Below are 25,554 nucleotides of genomic sequence, written 5' to 3'. Positions count from 1 at the left end.
TACGTATTGCTAAGGTTAATACATGCTCCTGTTGTTAGGGAGGCAGCACCTAATCCAATGAATATTAATATGACCATAAAGAAAATTCAGGAATAAAATATAAAAAGACGAGTCGTGATTTTGTAAAAGAGGTTATCTAAAAGTATTGACTTTTGGATAACCTCTTTTATTTGTTGAAATAATATTATTGATAAAGAAAGTCCAGCGGGACGTTACATTTATAGCAATTTTATTTATAATCAAAAGAAACCCCATCGGACTAGTATTTCATTAACCACACAACCAACAATCCTGAACGACAATCAATTGGAACAACACCTATAACAATCTAAAGAAAAAACCAAAATATCGCTACGCTGTAGCTTTTTCCTAAACCCCTTTAAATTTGCTATAAATAGGATGCTCCGCTGGAGCAATTATCTATCATGTCTTCTAAAATTAAAAAAAAAGAGGCTATCTGAAAATTACTTTTCGGATAGCCACTTTGTTTAAAGTGTTTTTTTTTAGATGTAATGCCATTGAATAATTCAATTGTTATACTTTCAAAAAACAAAAGGACTAGATTAAAATAATGCTGTTATTGCAAGAAGGTTTACACAAAACCAACTACATTTGAATATAAACAGACCTTCAAATCTAATCTATGGGAATACTTGACAGACTATTTGGAAAATTGAAACCTAAAAATCCAGAGGATGAATATCTGATAACAACAACAGGACAAATTCATAAAAGTAGAACATCCGAGAAGGGAAACTGAAACCATTTTGTGGAAAGATATTGAGGCAATAAAATTGATAAATACAGATGAAGGTCCATTTGCACCAGATATTTGGTTGGTATTAATTGGTAAAGATTCTGGGTGTTTAATTCCTCAAGGTTCAAAAGGATTCGAAACAGTTTACAATATCGTATCAGAATACGAAAGTTTCAATTTTGAAAATTTTATAGAATCAATGTCTTGTACTGATAATGCTGAATTCTTGCTTTGGAGAAAAGAGGAATAAACATTAATTGAAAACTTATTTATTACCAATCCATGGAAACCATTAAAATTGAGAAAGTCACAATTGCTGATATTCAAAAACTGCAAAATATCGGAAAGACAACGTTTTCTAGAAACTTTTTCGAAGCCAAATACGGAAGAAAAACATGAACCATTATTTGTCTACCAGTTTTGCCTTTGATAAACTTAAAAAAGAAATTGAAAATCCAGATTCAGAATTCTTCTTTGCCGTATTAAACGATGCCGTGATTGGATACCTAAAAACAAATTTAGGAGATGCTCAAACAGAACTAAAAGACAATAATGCCCTGAAAATAGAACGGATTTACGTTTCACAAGAATTTTTAGGCAAAAAGGTTGGACAACTCTTGTATGACAAAGCATTGCAAATTGGCAAAGAAAAAAACGTAGGCTATTTATGGCTTGGCGTTTGGGACAAAATCATAGAGCATTGGCTTTTTACAAGAAAAATGGCTTTGTTGAATTTGACAAACATATTTTTAAATTAGGAGATGATCCACAAACAGATATAATGATGAAATTGATTATTGATTTTTCTTGCCACTCCCGATAACTCAATGCCATTAAGTTAAGGAAATGCCTGCAATGTTTTGCTGAATAAATTAATCGCAAAGGCGCAAAGACACAAAGAATCTATGTACAAACTTGGCGTTGGCGCTTGGCGTTGGCGAGAAAGAGCATTAGTTCAAAAAGCTTAACTTAATAACATTGTCCGATAGCTATCTCAAGTGTGAACTTTACATTTAAAACATTAAAACAAAAACACAAAATGAGTTTAGAGCTTAATAATTTCTACCTAAAACAAGAAGAGCCCGAACAAAGGCTGCCTGCTGGCATTACGGCAAATTATTCTTTCGCAGGATGCTGAAATCACCCATACATTAAAATATGGCATGCCCTTTTTTTGTTATAAAGGAAAAATGTTTTGCTATTTATGGATTCACAAAACGAATAACAAACCTTATATTGGCATTGTCGAAGGAAAACACTTTGACAATCCAGAATTGTTAACCGAAAAACGTTCCCGAAATTTGAAAATTATGCTTTTAGATCCAAATAAGGATTTACCAATTGACACCATTAAAGCAATCATAGAAAAAGCAGTTGGTCTTTACAAAAATGGAACGATTAAACTGCCAAAGGGAGGAAAATAGTAACACTAAAAATCAATTATGCCATTTGTTAGAATAAGTTTGCCGAAAAAATTATCGCAAGAAACCAAAGAGAACATTTCGATTTCGATACACGAATCCTTAATTCAGGAATTCAACATTCCGCAAGATGATTATTTTCATGTAATAGAAGAATTAGAAACCTCCCAAAGAAAATTCCCAAAAAGTTACCTTGGCATTCCCCATTCAGAAAACATTATTTATGTTCAAATAACTGCAGGACAAGCAAGAACAAAAGAGCAAAAACAAAACTATATGCTCAGATTGCTACAAGGATTTCGAATACTACCGAAATTCTAAAAATACATCTATCGAGAATTTTATCAAGACAATCAGCAAAATTGGTCATTTGGAAATGGATAGAATTTAATAAACTTAAAACATTTAAAACAATAAGTAAAAAGCACTATAATGGACAATTACCTAAGACAATTAATAGCAATCGAATTTGAAGACAGAAAAGAAATTTTTACGGGTTTTCTTATTGATTATACCGACGATTGGATTTTAATCAAGAATAATCCCGTTGACTTTATAATAGATGGTTATGTGATTATAAAAAACAAAAATATAAGGTCAATAACCCGCGATAGCGATAATGCATTTACAGAAAGTGTAATTAGACTAAAAGGTTTAAAAACCAACTCAGACGAAATAATCCCGCTAAGAGATTTATCTTCAATACTTACCTTTATAACAAACAAGTATGAGATTTTCCAATATTGAAAAAAATCCGAGAAGGCTGTTTATCTTGGTAAATTAATAAAAACTAGACGATGAAGAACGTGATTGATTTTCTTGAGACAAGAGGAAAATTTGGGCGGTGAGCTAAGCTTTAATCCTAACAAAATAAGAGTAATAGAATTTGACACCGATTATATCAATTCATTAAAGCTTCTGGTTAATGAAGGGGAAAAGTAATTTGTTCGTACTTTCAATATTTAAAGCAAAAACAATCATGGCAATTATAAGACCCATTTTTAGAATTTTTGATTATAAAAAAGCCGTCGAATTTTATGTAGATTGGCTCGGTTTTGAAATTCTTGACGAACATACTTTTGAGGAAAATTCGCCATTGTATATCCGTATTTCACTCGAAGAAATAGAAATCCATTTGAGTGAACATCATGGAGATTGTTCGCCAGGAGCAAAAATAATTGTTGAGGATTTCGTTGGTTTAAAAGAGTATCATCAAAAACTGATTCAGAAAAACTATAAATACAACAAGCCTGGAATTGAAAAAGCTTTCTGGAACGAAAAAATTTACTGTGTAGAAGTAATAGATCCATTTGGCAACAAAATAATATTTACTGGAGAGTAATTTCACCACATAGAAACATAGTTTTTTGATGTATTATAAAGTCATTTCACTCTTACATTAAAACACAATAGAGTAACTACGAGAAAAAGCATAGCTTTCTTATTTATCTCTTTTTTAGAAAATCCATTCTATGTTTCTATGTGTTAAATAAAAAACACAAAACTAACTTACAATGAAATTAAACTTATATCAAATAGACGCATTCACAGATAAAATATTGGAGGAAATCCAGCTTGCGTTGTTCCCCTTGAAAATTGGTTACCTGATGAAATTCTTTTGAAAATTGCACAAGAAAATGCGGTTGCCGAAACGGCATTTTATGTTGTTAACGATAAAAGAATTCACTTGCGCTGGTTTACTCCCGAAATTGAAATGGATTTATGCGGTCATGCAACTTTAGCAACAGCACACACTTTAAAATCGATTCTCAATTATCCCGAAAACACTATAGTATTCGATACCTTAAGCGGTGAACTAATTGTAACTATTGATAAGGATATTTATACTTTGGATTTTCCGTCTAGAAAACCTATTCCAGCTGAACTCCCAGAGATTATAAGAGATTCACTAAACATACAGCCAAAAGCAGTTTTAAAATCAAGAGATTACGTTTTAATCTACGAAACGGAACAAGAAATTAAAGATATTGTAATCGACAGACAAACTTTTGATACATTAAACCTTGATCCAGGCGGTGTAGTAGTAACTGCAAAAGGAAGTCATTGCGATTTTGTTTCGCGATTTTTCACCTCACAATCTTCTATACTGGAAGATCCTGTTACTGGTTCAGCACATTGTTCATTAATACCCTATTGGAGCAAACAACTTGGCAAAAAAAAATGCACGCCAAACAGCTTTCGGAACGAGAAGGCACGTTGTATTGTGTGGATAATAGCAAAGAGTTTTAATAAGTGGAAAAGCAAAAACATATTCTACAGGAACATGCTGGATAGAATAAAAATTTTAAACAATCATGGAAATTACCATACGTCAAGAAAATAAAAACGATTATCCAAAGGTTTTCGAAATCATTGAGGAAGCATTTAAAAATGAGGAATACAGCGATCATAAAGAACAATTTCTTGTTGAAAAACTAAGAAACTCAGATGCTTTTATTCCTGAATTATCCCTTGTTGCCGAAGTCGACAATGAAATAGCAGGGCATATTTTGCTAACCAAATTACAAATCGAAAATGAAGACCAAACATTTGATTCACTTGCTTTGGCTCCCGTTTCGGTAAAACCAGCATTTCAAGGAAAAGGAATTGGTGCAAAACTGATTCTCGAAAGTCATGCTATCGCAAAAAAACTAGGTTACAAATCGATAATTCTTTTGGGCCATGAAAACTATTATCCTAGATTTGGATACGAACTTACTAGCAAATACAATATCGAAATGCCGTTTGATGTTCCTGCAGAAAACTGTATGGTAATTTCGTTAACCGAAAATGGATTAGATGGTGTAAGCGGAAAAGTAAAATATCCAGCAGCATTCATGGAGTAACAATAGTAGCCAAATAATACTAGAATGGATTTAGATAAACTGAAAATAAGCATTCCATCAACAGTCGATTGAAATCATAATCGAATTTCCAATGGATATTCTCTCTGAATATAATGGCCCTTCTGATCTTGATGTTACTTGGGATGACAACATAATGTACTTTATCAATGATTCTTTAATCAACAACGGAATTCATATCAAACAATCACAGTTAGAAATAGGAGAACGTACTCTTTCTTATTCACTAGTACTTGTTGCAAAACCTCCAATACTAGATTTAAGTTGTATTGTTGAGCGCTTGATCAAAGAAAATTTTCAAAAAGGATTAGCTATTAAACAGAACACAAAATACGACAATTCAAAGAAATTATTTTAGCCTTATAAAGTGGTTGGCTTTTCTGGTTATAATTTTAATTAATTTAGATAAGAATGAAAAAACAAGCAAAATCAAACCCGATAGTTTCAGACAATTTTGTTTTACAAAGATTATCTGGACAGAATTCATTTTGTTGGCGATATTAAATCAAATATCAAAAGCATAAGTAAATTAATGCAATGTCAGTTGTTCTCCATTCCTTTTGAAGATTTAGATGTTCAGGCAGGAAAAACCATTTCATTAGCTGGAAACGATATTGTCGATAAACTCATTACTCGCAAACGTGGCGGATATTGTTATGAAGTTAATGGCTTATTTGCTCTAGTGCTTCAAAAAATGGGTGTTCCGTATCGTTTTGTCGCTGCACGGCCCTTTGGTAACTCCTGCTGAAAATCCAAAAACGCATATAGCAATTATTGTGACTGTCGAAGATGAGGAGTATTTGGTCGATTTGGGCTTTGGTGGCAACGGAATAAGAGAACCATTAAAACTAAATGATACTACAGCAGCACAACAAGGCGCTGAAACATTTGCTATAGTAAAAGCCGAAAACGGAAATTATCTATTGCAGACTTTATCACATAAGGAATGGAAAGATTTATATTCATTTGATTTATCACATCAGGAGTGGATCGATTTTAAACCGGCTAATCATTATAACTCAACACATCCTGATTCCTTTTTTACCCAAAAATCTTTCGTTGTTGTACAAAATCCATTGGGTAAAAAGATACTTTTTAAAAACACATTCAAGTCTATAAAAACGGAAAAGCCCAAAAGTTATGACTTTCGAACCCGATCAACTTGAGGGTATTCTAGCAACCGAATTTAACTTATAAAAAATGTAGTAATCAATATTGTCAAGGCTACCTGCTCTGTATTTTAAGTAGACAGAAGTCAAAACCATAATTCGAAAAATATACTTAATTTTGCAGAATGTCAGTTCATAACAAACCAAAATAAACAGATTAAAAGCAATGTTATGAAATTAACATCCGAAGAATTATTAGTAATTATTGATCCTCAAAAAGATTTACGGCTAGTAATGGTGCTTACGCAAAAAGACATCCTGATAGTCGCAACATAGAAGAAGTGAAGTTCAGAATAAATCAATTAACAAAACTAGTCGACAAGAATAGGCTGGTAATTGTTTTTTCAAATTATCAAAAAAACCAATTCGGAACTGGATTATCAATGTGCATTGAAGGTACTGCCGGTCATGAAATTGACATCGATTTTGATGCTAATTCTAAGCTAATTCCAAAAACGCAACATAGTTGCTTTTCGTCAGAAGAGTTTAATAATTACCTAAAAACCAACAACATTCGAACCCTTATTCTATGTGGTTTCCTAGCGGAATACTGTGTAAAACAAACCGCAATCGATGGACTTCAAAATGGGTACAACATATCGCTGCTAAAGGAATACATAGGAACTGGAAATGATGTACAACATAGAAAACAAGAAATGGTACTCGATTTAGAAAACAGAGGAGCTACAATAATTGAGAATATCTTCTATTAAGTAATTATTTTATAAAACATGCAAGTTTTACCTCCAAAGGAATTATCGCCTTATATCAAACACTATCTTTTTTTAGAAAATAAGAAGGTAATGATACTCAGAAACTCCGTTTGTTTTCTGATGGTAATACTGGCGTTGTATTCTCTTTGAAAAGTAAACTTATTTCTGGCTTCAGCAATTATGAAGCACAAAATTACTTGCCAAGCTCTTTTTTGTACGGACAACTAAATGGTTTTAAAGACATTTATTCAGGCAGTGAAATGTCGATCGTTATTGTTGTTTTCCAACCTAACGGAATCAACCAATTATTAGGAATTACAAGTAGCGAACTGCGAGATACCATAATCACGATCGATGATATATTTGGCTTAGAAGGAATTGAACTTCAGGAAAAACTATCCGAACAAGCTACCATTCAGGAAAAACTAAACCTTTTAAATCATTTTTTTAAAACGCTTGAAGCGAAAAAACCACTATCAAACCAATTGATTGCTGCGGCTTCATTAGATTTCATCATCAAAACCAAAGGACAGTTTTCGCTCAAACAATTAGTTGATTATACGGGTTATACTGAAAGACATATTGAAAGAAAATTTACTGAATGCGTGGGATTAAATCCAAAGAAATTTGGCAATATTGTGAAGATTCATGGCTTTTTAAAACTACAAAACAAATCAGAAGATACCAGTCTCACCACTATTTCTTATGACGCAGGATTCTCAGATCAATCTCATCTGATACGAGAATTCAAAAAACATACCGGAATGACTCCCAGAGAATATTTGTATAATGCTGGAAAACTAACCAATAACTTTATAGAAACTCTTCCTGCGAAAGCAATTTAATAATGCTGACATCTACAATTAAACACGAATTTCGTTTGTAGAATTAATTTCACCAATCAAATCATTTTATTTAGAATTTGTGCAAATTCGTGAAATTAGTGTTCAAACTATTTTAACCTATTTATGTTCCATGATTTGTTTCAAAATGTCGGTTTTATACAATTTGTAAAGTATCGCCAACACTATTTTTGTCTAAAATTAATAGTGTACAATTATGAAAAATCTAAAAATAGCCACTGCTCAGTTTGAGAATAAAAGCGGCGATAAAAACTATAATTTATCTGTAATCGAGAAACTTTCGCAAAAAGCATCTGGTGAAGGTTGTGATGTAATTGCGTTTCACGAATGCTCTATAACCGGATATACATTTGCAAGGCATTTATCGAAAGAACAAATGCTTAGTCTGGCAGAAGTTATCCCAAACGGAGAAAGCGTCTTAAAACTTACTGAAATAGCCAAAAACAATGACATAGTTATATTAGCAGGACTTTTTGAAAAAGACGAGAATGATAATTTATTCAAAGCCTATGTATGCGTAGATAAAAATGGTTTGGTTGCCAAATACCGAAAACTACATCCGTTTATAAATCCTTACCTAACACCTGGAGATCGTTATTGCATCTTTGAAATCAAGGGATGGAAATGCGGAATCTTGATTTGCTATGACAATAACATTATCGAAAACGTACGTGCAACAACACTTTTGGGTGCTGATATTATTTTTATGCCACACGTAACGATGTGTACTCCTTCTACCCGACCTGGCGCAGGTTTCGTTGCACCTCAGCTTTGGGAGAATCGTGAAGCCGATCCAACTTCGTTACGATTGGAATTTGACGGAATGAAAGGTCGTGATTGGTTAATGAAATGGCTTCCAGCAAGAGCATACGAGAATGCTATTTATGCCGTTTTCTCCAATCCAATTGGTATGGACGATGACCAATTAAAAAATGGATGTTCTATGATTATTGACCCTTTTGGAGATGTAATTGCCGAATGCCGTTCTTTTGATGACTCATTTACAACAGCAATCATTACTCCCGAAAAATGCATTCAAGCTGGAGGGAATCGCTACATAAAAGCTAGAAGACCAGAATTATACCGAGATATTATCGGGCAAGAACATAAATCGGAACAAAATGTAGTTTGGCTTAACACCGACGAAAAAAGTAAAAACTAATAATTTTACAGGCTTATAGCAAATGAAAGATTTATCTTTGAGGAATTGATTAATCTACAGAATAAAACACTACAATGGAATTTTTTAAAACTACAAATGAAGATATTGATGCCGTTTTCGATATCTATAATGAAGCTACATCTTATCAAAAAACAGTCAATAATAAAAGCTGGAGAGGTTTTGAAAAAGCACTAATAGAGAAAGAAATCGCAGAAGACCGCCATTTTATAATCAAGGACGAAGGAGAAGTTGCTTGTACATTTGTACTTACTTTTAATGATTTGATTATCTGGAAAGAAGCGGCTCAAGATCCTGCAGTATATCTTCATCGTATTGCTACTAACCCTAAATTTAGAGGTCGTTCTTATGTTACAAAAATCATAGAGTGGGTAAAAATATATGCCAAAGAAAATGGTAAATCGTATATAAGACTAGACACTCATAGTGGAAACGAAAGAATAAACAAATACTACACAAGTTGTGGTTTTGACTTCAAAGGCGTTAGCGTTATCGAATGGACTAGCGAATTACCGGAACATTACAAAGAAGGTTCTTTTAGCTTGTTTGAGATTAAGCTATAATCTTTTTGAATGTTATTATTTTTAACACATAGAATCATAGTTTACAAAGTCTAAAAAAGACGTTTCACTCAAAATAAATCACATAATGCTATGCGAAAAAATTATAATTTTCTAGAAATATCTTAAATTATAATTTTAAATCTATGTTTCTATGTGTTAAATACCATTTTTCCGAATTACACTCAACTAATTGTAGTTTTAAATTATACCAATTCAGATTATGAATACACATAAAAAGTTTAAAGTTGGGCAATGGGTTAAATCCTATGCAAAAGGGATTCATCGAATTGAGAAATTTGTTCCTATTGAGTTTGAAGAATATCATTTTTTCGTTCGTGCTATAACAAAAGATAAAATTGGAACTCTAGATGAACCTTTTGTAATACTGAAACGTCTTTTTAATTCAAAATTCAAGAAACAAGTAGGAACAGATTTTTGTTCAAGTACCTTTTTGAAACCAATATCTACTGAAGAAAAAGCCAATATTGAGGAGCAATTAACCCTAAATCCAAAATTCATAACAGATTTAGACAAATATAACATTTCAAAATTTGAATCGAGATATGGATTAAACATTCATATTTCTGAAGAAACAAAATCTATTCTTCCAGAACTGGCTTCGTTTATAAGAGAAGGAGGCAAAACCTTTACAGAAATATTCGAATGGCTAGACAATAAAAACTGTAAAGACCTTTTGGACAACAGAAGTCGTTTAGGCAATAATGATCGTTCCCATTATCTGCAATTTATAAATTGGAGCTACGAAACAAGAGATAACAAACTCCTGTTTACAGATTTACTAGCATTTACGCCTAACTTTGAAAAGATTGATTTAGGATAAACTTCTATGTTATAACATAAACAAAAATACTGCATTTAAAAATTGATAGATTGTGTTTTAATTAATCATCTGAAAAACTGTATTTTTGCGTACATAATGAAAACCGTATCTTACAAAAACAAGCCTGTTTTTACTAAAATATATTTTCCTTTAAGAATTTAAATATCTTTGATTTATGAGCACAACAACCAAACCATATCATATAGGGCGAAAAATAAGCCGTATTCGTGAACTTAAAGACATGAAACAAGAAGCACTTGCACAGGCTTTGGGAACAAATCAGCAAGCAATTTCTGCTCTGGAAAACAGCGAAAACATTGACGAAGAAAAACTGAAAGAAGTTGCAAAAGCACTTGGAGTATCTGTTGAAGCAATTAAAAATTTTACAGAAGAAAATGTGATTAATTATTTCAATACTATTTACGATAACGACTTTAGCCACAGTAATGGGGCTATACAATCAAATCATTGCACATTCAATCCATTAGATAAATTGATGGAAGCTGTAGAAGAAAATAAAAAACTATACGAACGCTTAGTTCAGGCTGAAAAGGATAAAAATGAATATTTGGAGAAATTATTAAAAGAGAAATAGATGTCCTTTTATAAAATATAATTTATTGTAAAAAGAGATTTCAAATTTGAAATCTCTTTTTTTGTTTTAAGATTACAAATCAGAAATGATTTAGGATAAATTCTAAATATCTTGTCTAAAAAATTTACAGCACACACAAAATTCTATTTTACTTTATTAACCTGAATAATTTCTAAAAAAACTAATTTCATTAAAAGTATGTCAATCAAAAAACTTGATAATCTATTAGAGAACTAAAAAGTTCTTTATAAATATTTTTTTATTACCAATTTGTTTTAGGCAAAATAGATAACCAATTACTACCATCGTGATATTCAATTTGAGTAAGGTAATTAACTGCTTGCGGAAAAGCACCGTTCATTTTTATTAAAAAAGTAGAAATAGAGTTGCATGCTCCTTCTAGCGAGAAATGTTGAAATCTCACATCGGTTTTTGAAGGATTAATAGAAGGCATAGCAGTACCATTATTTGTTCCATGGCATTTTTCTGTAAAACAGCTACAATTTGCTAAATAAGGAGATCCACCATTTCTAATAAGAACAAGTGACTCGCTCAATTTTAATTCGTGATAAGAAAAATGATTTGTAGCCGCATCTACAGTAATTGTAATTTTTATATTTTTCCCTTTTTCAAGTATCCACTTGAAGTTATTATCAACATCTAAATTAGTTAAAAGTTCTCTTAGCTTTGGAATCGAACTTTCAAGAAACTTGCAATTCAGACTTATACATTGGCGAAGTAATCTCATGATGCGAAAGAGGATGGATTAAATTATGAAGCAATCCAATGATTTTATTAATATCAGAAGTATCGGCACTAATTTTTTCTAGAAATCTTTTTGTTTTTATAAGTAGTAAAGTTAGTTTATAGTCTGCAATTTGTGTTAATTCTGAGTCTACTAATTCATGAGTAGGCACTAAATTCTGTATTAACTCCTCAATAGATTTTCTAAAATAATTAGTTGCTGCAGGATAATCAGGACGAACTCTATCATGAAGATATTGAACAGCCTTTTCATAATTAGTCTCCCCCTTCACCAGTATTGGTTTAGAAACTAAATTATTATTTATATTTTCTGTTCCTACATAGATTTCTAAAGTAGACCATGATTTATCATTATGAACCTCAAACTGTCTTTTTGCCAACTCAAACCAATGTCTATCATATGTTGAAATAAACTTTTGATAATTTGCAAATTCATTACGTAAAATATCTAAAATTGGCAAGCGATTACCTGCGTCTAGCCCAATAAAAACATCATCAAGAAATAATATTTTTAATTCCATGTTAGTTGGGTTCTGTAGCAATGAAGCTAAATATAAGCAAATAGCAATTGCAGATAATCTCGCTTCATTAAGAAAATCACTATAATTTCCTCCAATTAGCACTCCATCTTTAATTATATCTAATCTCAAATCAGCCGTGGTGTACCATTCAGTTTTCCATCCAATATAATTAAAATCTAAAGGACTTAGCACATAATTAAGTTGAATATTGAAGTCGGTAAAGTATGAACTTAGTAACCGATTTAGTTCTATAAAAACCAAGTCTAACGTTGATCTTAGATGAATTTCATAATCAGGCAATTCATCTATTGCATTCTTATGGCAATTATCATTTCTTGTATATGCATTGACTATTAAATCCTTTTGAAGTTGTTGCCACTTATTTTTAAATCTAAAATTTCCACCACTTGCCAATGGTATGTGATTACCTAAAAGTGAAAGAACAATTAAATCAAATAAATTGGGTCTTTCTTCATTATGTAAATATACTTTTAAAAGATCTGTATAATCTAAAAATCCCTTTACCAAGGATGCTGTTTGTATAAATTGAACATTATTATCGGACGCAACACTCCCAAAAACATACTCTTCATACGTGCTAGGAACAATTTGTAGAGGTGTTGAGCTACTAAATTCTGAAAAAATTATTTTAATTGATCCGTCTAAATGATCTAAATATCTGTTTTTTACAAAAGGAAATGTAAGTTGGATAGATCTTGAAAAATAGTTATTCATTGATTTATACAAAGAACTTTTACCACTTCCATTTTCTCCGTAAATTAAAACATTTTCTCCGTTTGGTAATGCTAAAGCTTCATAATTCCCACAATAAGCTCTACAATTATCAATTTTTAATGATACAATTCGTTTTGCCATCTAATTATAAAAATTATTTTCTATCTCTTTTATTTCATCAATATTTAAAATTTTTAATAAACTTATATTTATATCATTACTAGGATGACTTAAGTGTCTGTAAATTGCATCAATTGAAGAAATATCATCTATTGCAATTTCTCGTAAATCATTTAAAAAATCCAAAATTTTGATGTTTGATTTTTTAAATTGATCTGAAAAATATAATTCATAAACCATTGCGTCAATCAATCTTTCGAAAAATAAAGTTGCTTCGGAATTTATTGAGCTATTTAGAATATAATCAACAATTTTAGTGAATTTATGTTGCTCTTCAATTGGAACAATTGGGATTTCGATAGCTTTAATTTCCGATACAGTAACATTCTTTACTATCTTATCTTCAATTATATTATCTAAATAAAACTTTTTAAAACAGTATCTACTTGAAAGTATTGACAAAATATATTTTGTATCAAAGCCATATCTGTTTATTACTATACCAATTGTATTTGTATTGAAAACTAATTTTGAGTCATAGTATGCTGTAGTAAATCTAACATTAGAAGTTATAATCCTCTGTATTATAATTTTGTCTTTAAGATTAAAAAAGTTTTTAGGGTTAAATTTAGAAACATCATCTATATAGCTAACATCTTCTTGTTTAATTTGAAAGTTCTTAAAGTTTCCTTTCTTATAGTATGGATAATTATCCTTATTATATGTAAAGTTTAGATCTGACTGCTCTTTTATATTTATTCCTTGCGTTACATTGGCAATTTCTCCCAACAGCGCAAGCTGTAAAGGCTTTACAACTTGGTTATTTAAAAATAAATCTGTTTGAATATTTTTAAATTTCTTTTTAAATTCATTTACATTGGCATCAAATAACTGTTTGTTATTTATACCACTCATATCACCAAACAATGATTTTAAACATTCTCTAATCTCTAGTTTTGAATTTTGTATAGCTTCTAATGGAATATCATAAAGAAAATACCACAATGCATAAAAAGCTTGCTGAGTTCTACGTCCATTTTCAATGTTAAAAATTATATCAAGATTTTTATTTAAAACCGTAATAGAAGTATCTGCAGAATCGGATAAAAGATTTTTTAATTTCCTTATAAAACTAAATTCAAAATCATTCGCTGATTCAATAAAATCATTTGTTAAACTGGTATCCTCAAGGACTTTTGTTATTTCATTTTTTGATTTTACCCTGAAGTATATTTTATTAATTACCTTATATATATCTACATCTTTTGGGAAAAAATTCGCAGGTTTTTCAGCACGAATCCATGTAAACTGAAAATAAACTAGAGCTGTATAGATATTTTCATTTTCCATTCTTGAATTATTCTTTCTAATATAAAACCACTCTTTATTGTTATTATATATCCCTTTAATTGTTGTTATAAGATTTCTTACAAGATAAGAATTCCACATCTCAAAAGTATCTTCTTTTATAGGATATGGCTTATTATTTAATCTTATAAATAAATCAATTGGCTCAAATTCAACATTGTTCTTATGATTTATTTCAACAAACCATAAATCAAAATTTTTTATTTTATCTTTTTCCTCAGTAGTTAATTGTTCAAATTTTTTGCCATGTAAATTACTTAAAATACTATTTTTGAGGTAAAGTGAAAAACCATTTTTATCAGAAAGTCTTACTTTATTATTTTCATCTAGATACGACTCATTAATAAAACCTAAAATACTTAACAATCTTTGTTGCCCGTCTAAGACTTCTGATATTCCATCACTTCGTTTAAATACAAAAATTGGAGGTAATTTTATGCCTAGGAGAATACTCTCTATAATTGCTGAAGATTTCTTTTTATTTATTACCTCATTTCTTTGATATGGTGGACGAATTAAAAATCTATTGCGTGCCATTTGGCGACATATGTCCATTATGGCAATAGAAGAAGGTTCTGGCTTATTAATGCGTAATTCATCAAAACTGACTCTTTCCTCAGTTTCAGGAGTTATTTCTTCATTTCGTTGCTTAAAACCTGAGTTGTATTGAAGATATAAATCAAAATCAATTTCAAATCTTTCAGAGAAAAAATTTGAAATTACTTCATATCTATTATACAGTTCTTTTGCAAAAGAACTCCTAATCATTTCGTATGATTCGATATTAGAAAATATATAATTTCCTAATTCATCAATTATTTCCTCAGTTATTAAATTTAAAGATAAATCTTCATTTTCAATAATTGAAAATGCCCAAAACAGACATTCAGTTATAAGCCTGTTGTATAAATTACTATTATTTGAAAATTTATTTTTAACTTTAGTAATCAAATTTATTTTTTCAATAAAACTTGCATAAATCTGTTGAAATTTCGATTCATCAATATTTGAAAACAAAAACTCATAATACTTTGCAATAACAGTGTCCTTCTTTACAGCATAATACTTAATTGGAATTTTATCCAATACTAATAACTGTCGAATTTTTTTTAAAATAATTTCATTATTAGATTTCTCAAAATGTAATAAATTTGAAACATCTCTATGTAAAATGCGATCATTAACTAACTTCTTTTTGAAAAAAGAGTTTAAATCGTCATCAAAATATATTGCATTATCAATTTCGGTTGGCTTAAGTGGTGTAATACCGGAGTTATATCGTTTAAAAATTTCTTTTTTCACAACATCTTCCATGTCTTCATCAACCAAATTTTGACTATGAAAGCTAAATTCAATTATTCTAAGTTTTGTCTCCCAAAATAAATCCTGCAAATTTATCTCTAAATCCTTGAAAGATTTATTTGCTATCTCCTTAACATTTTCAAGTTTTTGTAAACCGTTTTTCTTTAATTTAAAATCATTGTTTATAAATCTTAAAATAGTCTGATATCTTTGTCTGCCATCAATTACTTCAACTTTTTTTGAGTTTCTAAAATAAATTAAAGGAGGAATTTCAGTTCCTAACAGTATACTTTCAATAAAATAGGTTGCTTTTTCATCATCCCAAACATAGTTTCTTTGATAGAAAGGTTTGTAATTTGTCTTTTCAAGTCTTTCAGGATTATTGAAAAGAACTTCAATGGACATTACTTTTGGTTCAATCTTAATTTTATTCTCAAATATTTCTCTAATGTCCATTTAATATGATTCTGTTGAAGTTAAATTTACTGGTAGTGTAAAACAATTTGATCGTGTTTCACTAAACACATTATTTTTTATATTTTATACAAAACATAAAAAACATTTGATTCAAGTATTTAATCGGGACTAATTTTACTTTTGTTCGATAATACCATAATACAAAAATCGCTCAATTAAGCCTTATTTCTAAAGATTTAATATTATGCTAAGTTATTGAAAATATTTTACAAAATAAAACACCCAATTCTACATTTTTGGGTGTAAAATTGGGTGCAATATACATAAATACCTGACTAACAAGATTTATTGCAGAGAGGATGGGATTTTAAATTTTTAAAACCCAAAAGCTAACTATTTGTTATTCAAAATATTAAAACCTAAAAAATATCAATTTTAGATGTTTTTTGACACATACATGACACAGGATTGCAGAGAGGCACTTCAATGAAATCAAGACTTTGCACGTTTTTTTAACTCTCCGCAAATCAAAAAAACTTACTAAATCAGCTATTCTAAGCGTAATTTTTCAATAGCAACGCGGTTGAACAAAAAGCCCTTTTCCAAGAGTTAGGCAGGTATTTGTGATTTTATTTGCCCTAGCAAATAAAGGAGCAAATATTTGCCTAACTCTTGGAAAAAACCTTATTTAACCATTCTCTAAAAAAACTTCGAAGGGTCTTAAACCCCATACTCTCCAATCTTTTTAGTAAACGCAAAACAAGACTATTTAAGCACTTCAAATACAATAGCGAAGCGGTGTTATAAAAACTCGTTTTAAATAAACTAGCCAGTCCTTTATGATGTATTTGCGACAGCAAATAAGGAATAAAGGACTGGCTAGTTTATTTAAAACACCTTATTTAATTTCTTTCCTAAAAATCAAATCAGAACTAATTCCCCCTTACACCCCCCGTTTATTTTTATAAAATCTTTGGAAACTTTGGAAACTTAACCGAGAAAGCCCGTTTTTACAGGCTTCGCCTTGTTTTTCGCTGTTTCCTTTTAGTTTCCTTTTATTTATTGGTTTCCTAATATTTGGAAACTTAAACTAAAAAAGATAAAAAAATAAGCCAAAACTAAATTTTGGCTTTAAAAATACCAACCGAAAGAGACGTTTCCTTATAGTTAGTTATGGCATAACCATTTAGCTAATAGTTTTGATACGTTTTTTTTCTTCTTCGCAGTCCTCTAATTTTCGTTCGACAAATTCTACTCTTTTTCTTTATAAAATTTTATCCGATCTTCTAGTTCATTAATTCTTTTGTCACAATCACATTGCAAAAGTTTTGTATTAGTATTATCAATTCGCAACATTTCCCCTTTTCCAGTTATAAGCCAGTCTGGATTAATTTCAGGAAATTCAACAACTATTTTTGCTAATAAATTAGATCCTAGATTAGAATTTCCTTTAATAGCTTTTTGAACAGTAGAACGGACACCTATTTTTTTTTCGAAAGCCAAAACGCTAATTCGTTTGTAATCAATAAATTGAATTAACCAATTCATAAAAAATAAAATATTATAAAAAATAATTAAGAAAATAGTTGTAATAATCGAAAATAGTTGTAATCTTTGTTATCGAAAGCGGATAGAAACCCGCTTAAAAACGGATTAAAAGCGACCTGCAATATACAAAAAATTAGCATTGCAATTTTTGTTGCAGATAACTTTTATAAGTCATTCAAAACGAGTGCCAAACTTTAAGAATATTGAATTTGTTCATAGGAATATTGAAGCCCTTATAAAACAAAAGCGGAGCATTGCCCCGCTTAGTTTTGTTACTAGGTCATTAAATAGATTAAGAGTCTCGCAAAAGCGTCTCCTAATTGATATTCTACTGACCGTTTTACTTGCGGTAAAACTGTAACATTTGTAACTCTTTTCACATTCGTACAAACAACTGGTATTTGTATTTTCATAAGCATTGATGGCGAAAAGATTGATTTGCTTAACGCCAATCAGAAACGAATGTAAGGGTTTCTTTTTTTTAAAAGTAGATTTTTTTATAACTGGTGCAAATTCCTGGAAAAGATCTGAGCGTAAAAAGTCTACAAATAATTAAAGGATTACAATAATCATAATTAACCTAAACCAATTGTTATGTATTTAGTAAAAGAAAACGATGTCTACAAACGTGAACGTGAAATACAATTTTCCCTGAAAGAAACAATCACGTTAAAGCATCCAAATAATATGATCTACGAAAAAGAGCAATACGACTGGTATATGTCTGTAGCCCTAGAAAAAGTGGACAAAGTAACCCAAAATAGACATTTATTAACTGCTGAACTGATACTTCGTTATCGTTGGGCAATTCGTGAAGGATATAATCATGAATTAGACAAAAATTTGAAAAATAAGTATGACCATCCACGAAACCAAAATACAGTAAATGGCATTCAAAATTATGTTAAAAGAATTGAAAATGCTTCCGATGCTGAAATGACACTAATAACGACTGAATAAAAATATTGTAAAACATATTATAAATGATAACCTGCAATCAAAAAGAAATAATAATTGAAATCCTTGGAAAACAATATTCTCCGAAAATAATTTCTCATTTATCAAATAATAATATTTACAACTCGGACGACATATTTACTCTACAAGTTCTATTCAAAAAATTGTATCAGGAAAGCAACCAAACGACATTGTCGAATTGGAGATTGCAAAGCTTGTTGCAAAGGTTAAAAAACAGAAACAAAAGGCACAATACACTAAAAATAAACTTTTGAAATAATGTCAATATTTACTCAAATTCAACTGAAAACCTACATCGAAAGAATTGAATTGCAAAAAGACAATTTACCCCTAGCAACAGTTTTTAATGAAGAGCAGAAAAAGGAAATTGATGCAATTTACAATCAACTACTATTGATTTGCAATGAAGCAGATTCACTTTTTATAGAAGTTTCAAAACCTACTTACTTATAATTTTTATTATAAATGACTAACCAACCATACAACCTACAATTACTCTGGGACGCTTCCAATTATGGACTTACTTACTTTCATGAGGTTTATCCTGATAGTGTTGGTAAAGAAAATAAAAGCAAGCATTTTAAGACCCATAACGAAGAAACCGCCAGTACTACTCTATCCAATAAAAAAGGAAAAGGAAACGATACCACAGGAATATATGTTGTATATAACCATTCTATTAAAGAAACACTTAATGCGATAGATCATGTAAAAAAAGAATACAATTACACCTTTTTAGAAGCTTGCGAATATTTGTTTCAAAAATTTGGTTTATCGAAAGCTAAGACACAGTTTTTCAAACCAGAGACTAAATTCGAACCTACAAAAAAGGCTCTAGATTTCTATAAAATTGATTATTCAAAAAAAATTGAAAATTACCAATTTTTCGCACCGTTTCTAACTCCTGAAATCTGCAAAGAATATGATTTCTACGGTGTAAATAGCTATTGTAAAGTAACTAAAACGGGGAAGTTAAAAACAGTCATTGCAAACGAGAATTACCCAATTTTTGCGTACAAACAAAAGGATTTCAGTAAAATGTATGAGCCCAAAGCCCCAAAAGGTGATGAGTTTTTATACAAGCACCATTTTTTAGGTAACAAACCTGTTCGTATTGTTTACGGATGGGACAGGCTTTTTAATATGGTTGATTTTGATGAAATTGAAAGACTTGCAGAATCAAAAAAATATGCAAAAAATGAATACGATAAAAACAAGATAAAAGAACAAATTGAGGAATTAAAGCTTGAAAATGTAATTATTGCAACTGGTGGAAGTGATGGTTTAAATTTAGCCTCACTAGGTTACAATGTAATTTGGTTCAACTCAGAAGCTGAGATAATAAATTCAGACGAATATTTTAAACTTTCTAAAATTGTGAAAACAATTTATTATGTCCCTGATTTAGATGAAACAGGAATAAAACAGGCTGTTGCAATGGGGATGCAGTTTATAAATATCAAAATCCTTTGGTTACCTGAATATTTGAAAAAGGAAAACAAAAAAGATTTAAGAGACTGGGTTTGCCAACATAAAAATGATTCGTTAGCCAAAGTAGAAAGCAAATTCAAACAACTTTTATCACAAGCCTTAAATTTTCAATTCTGGGATTATGGAGACAAAAGCGTAAAGCTTAATCCTAAAAAATTGCTTCATTTTTTAAAACACAAAAATTTTAGATTATACAAACAACCTTTTGCAAATGCTGATACTGGAAAGGAAGAAGACGGTTATTTTATTCAAATTCATAATAATTTAATTTCAAAAACTTTTCCAAGTGATGTAAAACGTTGCGTTACTCAATGGCTTGATGATAATTACCATCATATTAATATCTATAATATGATATTAAGAAGCCCTTTTTTCAATCAAAACTCACTTAAATCATTGCCTTATTTTGAGTATCAAAAGAACAATTGCGGGATTGATTTTCAGTACTATTTTTTTAATAATAAAGCGGTAAAAATCACCAAAGACAAAATTGATTTAGTTAATTATTCTAAAAATTTAGAGGTTAATATTTGGGAGGAAGAAAAAATCAATCATTTTTTAGAAGTCTCAAATCCATTCTTTGAAACCTATTTGGATGAAATGGAGCGCAAAAGAATAAAGATTTTAGACAACTCGAGTAATTATCTAAAAGTTCTAATCAATACTTCACGTATTTTTTGGGAAAAGGATGCTGATTTGACGGGAATTGACACCAATATTTTCAAGATAAATAGTGAAAAGCTAGACGATAACGAAAACTATTTACAAGAACTTCATTTACTAAATAAAATGTATAGCGTTGGTTATTTGTTGCATCAATATAAAAGTGCTAGCAAAGCTTATATGGTTTTAGGGGTGGATTATGCAGGTGGCTCTTCTGTAAAAGGAAGCTATGGAGGTACTGGAAAATCATTCCTGCAAAAGTCTCTTTTTACAATGTTAGAATCAATTGCCATTGGAGGAAAAACATTAAAAGACGATAACTTTCCAATGGACGGTGTGACACCAAAAAAGAAGTTTGTGCTGTTTGACGATTTATTACCATATCAGCCTATGGAATATTTCTATAATATGATTACGGACAACTTTATTGCCAATCAAAAAGGAGGTGTAAAATACAATATCCCTTTTGATGATTCTGCAAAAGTCGGAGCAACCACAAACTTTGCACCTGAAATGTTATCATCAACAAAGCGTAGGCTACTGGTATATTACAATAGTGATTATTACCACGAAAAAACAGACGACAATAAATACCCATTCTCTCGAAAAATATCTGATGATTTTAACGATAAAAACATTTTAACAAAAGAATATTCTTCCAAAGAATGGAATTTAGATTACAATTTCATGCTTCAATGCATACAGTTCTATTTGCAGCAAAAGGAGAAAATAGAGGCTCCGATGGATACTTTAATTAATAAAAATGCAATGATGCAAATTGGCGATAATACTGTAAAGTTCTTCAATGAATTTTTCTCTGATACTGCCAACTTAAATCAATGGATAGAGAAAGCCCCTATGTTTTCATACTACAAAGATGAACTTGGAAACAAGTCCAGTAGCTCACAAAAGTTTAGTGAGAATCTTGTTTTGTATTGCAAAGCTAAACAATGGAGAATCGAACTAAAGAAAAGAAAAACTTTGCAGGTAATTCAGTACCGCACTTTTACATAAGCACTATAAATGAGATTAAAATTGAAGAAATAGAACACGAAATAAAACCTATCGTAAAACAATCTGAAATCAATTTCAATAGTGCTCAAAATCCTAAATCAGAAAAAACAACAATACGACCAGACGATTTACCATTCTAAAAACTAAGATTATGGCAAACTATGTATTTATGAAATTAAGAGAAGCAAAAAAAGAAGATTTTGCAGACCAATGGGGACGCAAAAGAATTGGTGTAATTTATTTCCAACAGTCAATTACTGGTGCTGTTTGTACTCAGCCGTTTTATTTTACAGAAGATACAAATCTTGAATCATTTAAAGAATTATACACTGCTAATCAAATTTTTGTACCGATGGGAATTTTTGATGAAATTGAAATAATAGAAGAAAAATAAAATCTAACACAATAAAAGTTGCAACTATGAAAACATCAAGATTACGCAGGTTATCTATTTGCATAACCGATCTAGAGAACATACCGCCAGAAAAAATAACCATTGCAGGAAACGGAAAAAAATATACAAGTCTAACCACTTGGGATTATGATGGCGAACACGCGAACGATCATGATTTTAGCGTATCAATCACAAGATCACCACAAGAAAAACAAGATGGTATTCCAGTTATATATATCGGAGGTGGTCTAATAATTGGATATTAAAAACACAAACTAACCCTTAAAAAAATAGATTTTTTTGCGAACCAGGAAAAACTGTAGCTGCAGATCTATTTAAAAAAAATCTACAATTCAGCAACATGATAAAGAAAAGTACCTACATCAGAAGTTTTACGTCAGCACAATTAAAACAACTTGAAAAAGTTGCTAACGAAAAGAGTATTAAAACCGTTCCCGAAATTCTGTTTTTCTCTCTGGATATCTTATTTAAAACAAAAATTGGAAATAGAAAGTTTAAAAAATACTATCCAACTGAAGAATAACAAGATTAAAGAGTTGGATTTAAAGTTAGACTTCTTTAAATCAGCAGCAAAAAGAATTCACGAATTAAGTGAGTTTATGAAAAAAGCAAAATAAAATCATCAATCAAAAAACGAACAGATAAAATCAAATATACTAACAACCCAAAACTATTTATTTATGAACCTTAAAACTCTTAATTACATTAAAAACAAAGCGCAATTACAAGAACTTTTTATAAGCCAATTTACAGCTGATTATATTCGCAATGAAATAAACGAAATAATCTCAGAAACCAGAAAATGTATAAATGTTGGGACACGATTATTTGCCAAAAATATATCAACTTTTGAAGCTATTATTTTCATCATAGAAATGGAGTACCTGATGGATTTATTCTTTCTGAAGAGTTAAAAATCAAATTGCAGGAATACAGGGAATCCTTTGCAAAAAAATAGCGTTAGATAAAGAACTCATAAAACTAATAGTTATGGTACATGACTTAAAAATTAAATATGAATTTGCACAACTTCATTTTATAGGTAAAAAAAATTGGGAACTAAGAAAAAATGACAAAGATTATAAAGTTGGAGATACTATTCGATTTACGTACTAGAATGGGAAAGCTCTTCAAACTGGAAATATGAAAGGACGATAACGAATGTATTTGATGATACTAATGTTAGGGATTTGCAAGAAGGATATGTAATATTATCAATAGAATAAAATTATGATGAAACCTGCCAAGAAATCAGACAATCCAACTAACGCTTTAATTAATCGCAATTTTATTATACGTGTATTGAGAATCCAAAAGTAAATTTGCTTAAAAATACAAAATTAACCTCTGCAAATAAACTTTCTAACTACTTAATGACGATGAAATTAAAATAAAGCTTTTTAAAAAGGTATTAGACGGCAGGAAAGATAAATATTCGTTTTTAATAAGAAACCGTCTTAAAATCGATTTTCAGTCAAAATAACAAAATCATATCGATAAAAAAAGAAAAACCATTAAACGAACAATACGTTTAATGGTTTTTCTTTTTTTGGTAGTCTTTTTACTTAATATTTTTTTGTCTGAAAAATATTATTATATTTGAATACATGAGTTTCATACAAATGTTTTTTTGACTTTAATAAATAATTGATACAATAAAAATATGGCTGTTTTAGGAATATTAAAATTAGATAAGATAGAATATGAATTACTCGCATTTTATCATCAAACAAGTCAATATGTAAATTCTTGGGGAACACCATCAGGATGGCCAGGTCCTTTTTGTTTTGATTTGGTAATTGAGTCGGACAGTAGTACCGATTATTAGAATGGATACTTAGCAGTGACCCAAAAGATGGTGTTATTACATTTTATAAAGCCGATAGAATGAGTAAGTATAAAGATATTAAATTTAAAAAAGCATATTGTATTTCGTATTCCGAACAGTTTGCATCTGATGGAACCTTACCCATGTACCAAATCATATCAATATCTGAACCTAGAGTGTTTTTACCTAAAGAAACTATTGTACAACCTGTAAAAATAGTACCGCAAGAATCCAAAGGGATTACTGAGATAAAATGGATGTGTGCAAAAATGAAAGACTCTATAAATGAAGCGGGCATCGGTGAAAAAGCAAGTCTTTTGGTAAAAACTGTTAACTACAATCTGGGGGAAACAGTAACTATAATTGTTGATGAAGCAAACGGAAAAGACGTTAAAACGGATACTAAAGAAATCACTTATACTGGTAAAGTAAATGCCGAAGGTATTGCGGAACTAAAAGAAGAAGTAAAAATACAAGCCTTATAAAAAGCAACCAAATGGAAAGAATTTTAAGAATTAAATCAATTAATGGAGATACTCGTTTTCAAAACGTAACATTAAAGATTACCCCAAATGTAGATGGGGATTATTTTGACACCCAAGGAAATTATTTAGGCTCAACTGCAAATAGCCAGAAAAAAATTTATGTTATTGGTCACAATACTTTGGAAATCCATATTCTATGAGTAATATTCCCAAAGATTTTTTAGACAAACAAGTTTCGTTTACGGGAACTGGAAATATTGTAAATTTAAGAGCAGGAACAAAATACGGCACTATAATAACTGATTTACCTAACGACACAAAAGTAGGTCTTGCTCAAAAAATTCTAAGCCACTATTATACTGATGCGGGTTATGATTTAAACGAACTGAAATATAAGGCTATTACAGATATTCCAGATGAAGTTGATGAAGTACCATTTGCCTTGACAAGATTTGGAGGCGCAACACCTCATTCGAAAAAGTTAAAAGAAGGGGAAAAAGATATAAGTGTTAATTTTTTGCGTTTTGGCATTAAAATAATTACGGGTTGGGATGCAATAAATCTTTTCTCGCACGAAAGAGGACAACACATGGAAGACCTTATAAAATACAAGAAAACTATTTACACTGTTTTCTCTGGACCTCATGAAATCGAGCGTCGAGCCTATATGTATCAGGTAAAACATATAAGCTGGACAAAAACTACCCCTGAGTTTAAAAAACAAATTTGGTATGTAATTTCAAGGTATGTACATAAAACAGAATATGAACCTTATTTTAAAGAGTAATTATGAAAAAATATCTAATTTTAGCTTTATTGTGTTTATCATGCAATGTAAAATCTAAGAAAGAAGAGCCTTGTGTGCAGAAAATGGAATACTTTCCTCTTTTGGATATGCTAGTTCCTGAATCAGCAATTGTAGTATATGTTAAAAGGAT

At 30.2% G+C, this 25,554-nt stretch carries 32 protein-coding genes and 1 pseudogene; 29 read left to right on the top strand and 4 right to left on the bottom strand.

From position 1 onward, the window contains the following. Positions 1-794 precede the first annotated feature (794 nt). From AC1RYN_RS09065 to AC1RYN_RS08985, 17 genes and pseudogenes are all read left to right on the top strand, one after another. On the top strand, positions 795-1,007 hold the full coding sequence (locus AC1RYN_RS09065; protein ID WP_481806711.1) for a hypothetical protein: 213 nt from the start codon (positions 795-797) through the stop codon (positions 1,005-1,007). Between the two features lie 145 nt (positions 1,008-1,152). Beyond that, complete coding sequence (locus AC1RYN_RS09060) at positions 1,153-1,515, top strand: GNAT family N-acetyltransferase (protein WP_481806710.1); 363 nt, start codon at positions 1,153-1,155, stop codon at positions 1,513-1,515. 339 nt (positions 1,516-1,854) lie between these two features. After that, entirely contained in the window at positions 1,855-2,181 is a 327-nt protein-coding gene (locus tag AC1RYN_RS09055) for a DUF1801 domain-containing protein (RefSeq protein ID WP_481806713.1), read from the top strand. A gap of 18 nt (positions 2,182-2,199) precedes the next feature. Continuing rightward, a complete protein-coding gene (locus tag AC1RYN_RS09050; protein ID WP_481806709.1) occupies positions 2,200-2,499 on the top strand; it encodes a tautomerase family protein in 300 nt (99 codons plus the stop codon). Between the two features lie 111 nt (positions 2,500-2,610). Next, on the top strand, positions 2,611-2,925 hold the full coding sequence (locus AC1RYN_RS09045) for a hypothetical protein (protein ID WP_481806708.1): 315 nt from the start codon (positions 2,611-2,613) through the stop codon (positions 2,923-2,925). Between the two features lie 232 nt (positions 2,926-3,157). Then, positions 3,158-3,520, top strand: a complete 363-nt coding sequence (locus tag AC1RYN_RS09040; protein WP_481806707.1) for a glyoxalase superfamily protein — start codon at positions 3,158-3,160, stop codon at positions 3,518-3,520. Positions 3,521-3,692: 172 nt separating this feature from the next. Then, a pseudogene (locus tag AC1RYN_RS09035) lies at positions 3,693-4,478 on the top strand (PhzF family phenazine biosynthesis protein). Between the two features lie 15 nt (positions 4,479-4,493). Continuing rightward, positions 4,494-5,024, top strand: a complete 531-nt coding sequence (locus AC1RYN_RS09030; RefSeq protein ID WP_481806706.1) for a GNAT family N-acetyltransferase — start codon at positions 4,494-4,496, stop codon at positions 5,022-5,024. A 91-nt stretch (positions 5,025-5,115) separates the two neighbouring features. Then, positions 5,116-5,400, top strand: coding sequence for a hypothetical protein (locus AC1RYN_RS09025; RefSeq protein WP_481806705.1), 285 nt, complete (start codon positions 5,116-5,118; stop codon positions 5,398-5,400). Between the two features lie 96 nt (positions 5,401-5,496). Next, the gene (locus tag AC1RYN_RS09020; protein WP_481806704.1) at positions 5,497-5,790 is read left to right on the top strand and encodes an arylamine N-acetyltransferase; all 294 of its coding nucleotides are present in this window, start codon (positions 5,497-5,499) and stop codon (positions 5,788-5,790) included. Continuing rightward, entirely contained in the window at positions 5,741-6,208 is a 468-nt protein-coding gene (locus tag AC1RYN_RS09015; RefSeq protein ID WP_481806703.1) for an arylamine N-acetyltransferase family protein, read from the top strand. Before AC1RYN_RS09020 ends, AC1RYN_RS09015 begins: the two co-directional genes overlap by 50 nt. Before the next feature lie 284 nt (positions 6,209-6,492). Next, complete coding sequence (locus tag AC1RYN_RS09010) at positions 6,493-6,924, top strand: cysteine hydrolase family protein (RefSeq protein WP_481806702.1); 432 nt, start codon at positions 6,493-6,495, stop codon at positions 6,922-6,924. A gap of 146 nt (positions 6,925-7,070) precedes the next feature. After that, positions 7,071-7,769 carry an AraC family transcriptional regulator gene (locus AC1RYN_RS09005; RefSeq protein WP_481806701.1) on the top strand — a complete coding sequence of 233 codons (699 nt, stop codon included), beginning with the start codon at positions 7,071-7,073 and terminating at the stop codon, positions 7,767-7,769. A gap of 214 nt (positions 7,770-7,983) precedes the next feature. After that, positions 7,984-8,949 (top strand): nitrilase family protein, encoded by a 966-nt coding sequence (locus tag AC1RYN_RS09000; protein ID WP_481806700.1) that lies wholly within the window; start codon positions 7,984-7,986, stop codon positions 8,947-8,949. A gap of 74 nt (positions 8,950-9,023) precedes the next feature. After that, complete coding sequence (locus AC1RYN_RS08995) at positions 9,024-9,530, top strand: GNAT family N-acetyltransferase (RefSeq protein ID WP_035622114.1); 507 nt, start codon at positions 9,024-9,026, stop codon at positions 9,528-9,530. A gap of 220 nt (positions 9,531-9,750) precedes the next feature. After that, positions 9,751-10,371: a hypothetical protein gene (locus tag AC1RYN_RS08990; RefSeq protein WP_481806699.1), complete on the top strand. Its 621-nt coding sequence runs from the start codon at positions 9,751-9,753 to the stop codon at positions 10,369-10,371. A gap of 175 nt (positions 10,372-10,546) precedes the next feature. After that, entirely contained in the window at positions 10,547-10,966 is a 420-nt protein-coding gene (locus AC1RYN_RS08985; RefSeq protein WP_481806698.1) for a helix-turn-helix domain-containing protein, read from the top strand. Positions 10,967-11,228: 262 nt separating this feature from the next. Here AC1RYN_RS08985 and AC1RYN_RS08980 read toward each other — a convergent pair whose 3' ends face one another. The 4 genes from AC1RYN_RS08980 to AC1RYN_RS08965 form a co-directional block, all read right to left on the bottom strand. Next, positions 11,229-11,714, bottom strand: a complete 486-nt coding sequence (locus AC1RYN_RS08980) for a hypothetical protein (protein WP_481806697.1) — start codon at positions 11,712-11,714, stop codon at positions 11,229-11,231. Further along, positions 11,668-13,128, bottom strand: a complete 1,461-nt coding sequence (locus tag AC1RYN_RS08975) for a hypothetical protein (RefSeq protein WP_481806696.1) — start codon at positions 13,126-13,128, stop codon at positions 11,668-11,670. Before AC1RYN_RS08975 ends, AC1RYN_RS08980 begins: the two co-directional genes overlap by 47 nt. Beyond that, positions 13,129-16,233, bottom strand: a complete 3,105-nt coding sequence (locus AC1RYN_RS08970; protein WP_481806695.1) for a GmrSD restriction endonuclease domain-containing protein — start codon at positions 16,231-16,233, stop codon at positions 13,129-13,131. 1,212 nt (positions 16,234-17,445) lie between these two features. Continuing rightward, a complete protein-coding gene (locus AC1RYN_RS08965; RefSeq protein WP_481806694.1) occupies positions 17,446-17,742 on the bottom strand; it encodes a hypothetical protein in 297 nt (98 codons plus the stop codon). 594 nt (positions 17,743-18,336) lie between these two features. Here AC1RYN_RS08965 and AC1RYN_RS08960 point away from each other — a divergent pair. The 12 genes from AC1RYN_RS08960 (at position 18,337) to AC1RYN_RS08905 (ending at position 25,403) form a co-directional block, all read left to right on the top strand. Then, positions 18,337-18,702: a hypothetical protein gene (locus AC1RYN_RS08960; RefSeq protein WP_481806693.1), complete on the top strand. Its 366-nt coding sequence runs from the start codon at positions 18,337-18,339 to the stop codon at positions 18,700-18,702. A gap of 276 nt (positions 18,703-18,978) precedes the next feature. Then, complete coding sequence (locus AC1RYN_RS08955; RefSeq protein WP_481806692.1) at positions 18,979-19,173, top strand: hypothetical protein; 195 nt, start codon at positions 18,979-18,981, stop codon at positions 19,171-19,173. A gap of 12 nt (positions 19,174-19,185) precedes the next feature. Beyond that, entirely contained in the window at positions 19,186-21,888 is a 2,703-nt protein-coding gene (locus AC1RYN_RS08950) for a primase-helicase family protein (RefSeq protein WP_481806691.1), read from the top strand. A gap of 169 nt (positions 21,889-22,057) precedes the next feature. After that, entirely contained in the window at positions 22,058-22,282 is a 225-nt protein-coding gene (locus AC1RYN_RS08945) for a hypothetical protein (RefSeq protein ID WP_481806690.1), read from the top strand. 26 nt (positions 22,283-22,308) lie between these two features. Next, the gene (locus AC1RYN_RS08940; RefSeq protein WP_481806689.1) at positions 22,309-22,548 is read left to right on the top strand and encodes a hypothetical protein; all 240 of its coding nucleotides are present in this window, start codon (positions 22,309-22,311) and stop codon (positions 22,546-22,548) included. A gap of 95 nt (positions 22,549-22,643) precedes the next feature. Beyond that, positions 22,644-22,826 (top strand): hypothetical protein, encoded by a 183-nt coding sequence (locus AC1RYN_RS08935; protein ID WP_481806688.1) that lies wholly within the window; start codon positions 22,644-22,646, stop codon positions 22,824-22,826. Between the two features lie 157 nt (positions 22,827-22,983). Beyond that, on the top strand, positions 22,984-23,217 hold the full coding sequence (locus tag AC1RYN_RS08930) for a hypothetical protein (RefSeq protein WP_481806687.1): 234 nt from the start codon (positions 22,984-22,986) through the stop codon (positions 23,215-23,217). A gap of 76 nt (positions 23,218-23,293) precedes the next feature. After that, entirely contained in the window at positions 23,294-23,419 is a 126-nt protein-coding gene (locus AC1RYN_RS08925; protein ID WP_481806686.1) for a DUF3850 domain-containing protein, read from the top strand. 547 nt (positions 23,420-23,966) lie between these two features. Continuing rightward, positions 23,967-24,131 carry a hypothetical protein gene (locus AC1RYN_RS08920; protein WP_481806685.1) on the top strand — a complete coding sequence of 55 codons (165 nt, stop codon included), beginning with the start codon at positions 23,967-23,969 and terminating at the stop codon, positions 24,129-24,131. A 5-nt stretch (positions 24,132-24,136) separates the two neighbouring features. Beyond that, positions 24,137-24,616, top strand: a complete 480-nt coding sequence (gene tssD, locus AC1RYN_RS08915) for a type VI secretion system tube protein TssD (RefSeq protein ID WP_481806712.1) — start codon at positions 24,137-24,139, stop codon at positions 24,614-24,616. Between the two features lie 11 nt (positions 24,617-24,627). After that, positions 24,628-24,816 carry a hypothetical protein gene (locus AC1RYN_RS08910; RefSeq protein ID WP_481806684.1) on the top strand — a complete coding sequence of 63 codons (189 nt, stop codon included), beginning with the start codon at positions 24,628-24,630 and terminating at the stop codon, positions 24,814-24,816. Next, entirely contained in the window at positions 24,813-25,403 is a 591-nt protein-coding gene (locus AC1RYN_RS08905; RefSeq protein ID WP_481806683.1) for a hypothetical protein, read from the top strand. The genes AC1RYN_RS08910 and AC1RYN_RS08905 overlap by 4 nt, the downstream gene beginning before the upstream one ends. The last annotated feature ends 151 nt before the right edge of the window (positions 25,404-25,554 follow it).

The organism is Flavobacterium sp. TC780 (genome assembly GCF_056783245.1).
The sequence above is the reverse complement of the archived record's forward strand: the minus strand, read 5'-3'. Positions and strand labels throughout refer to the sequence as shown.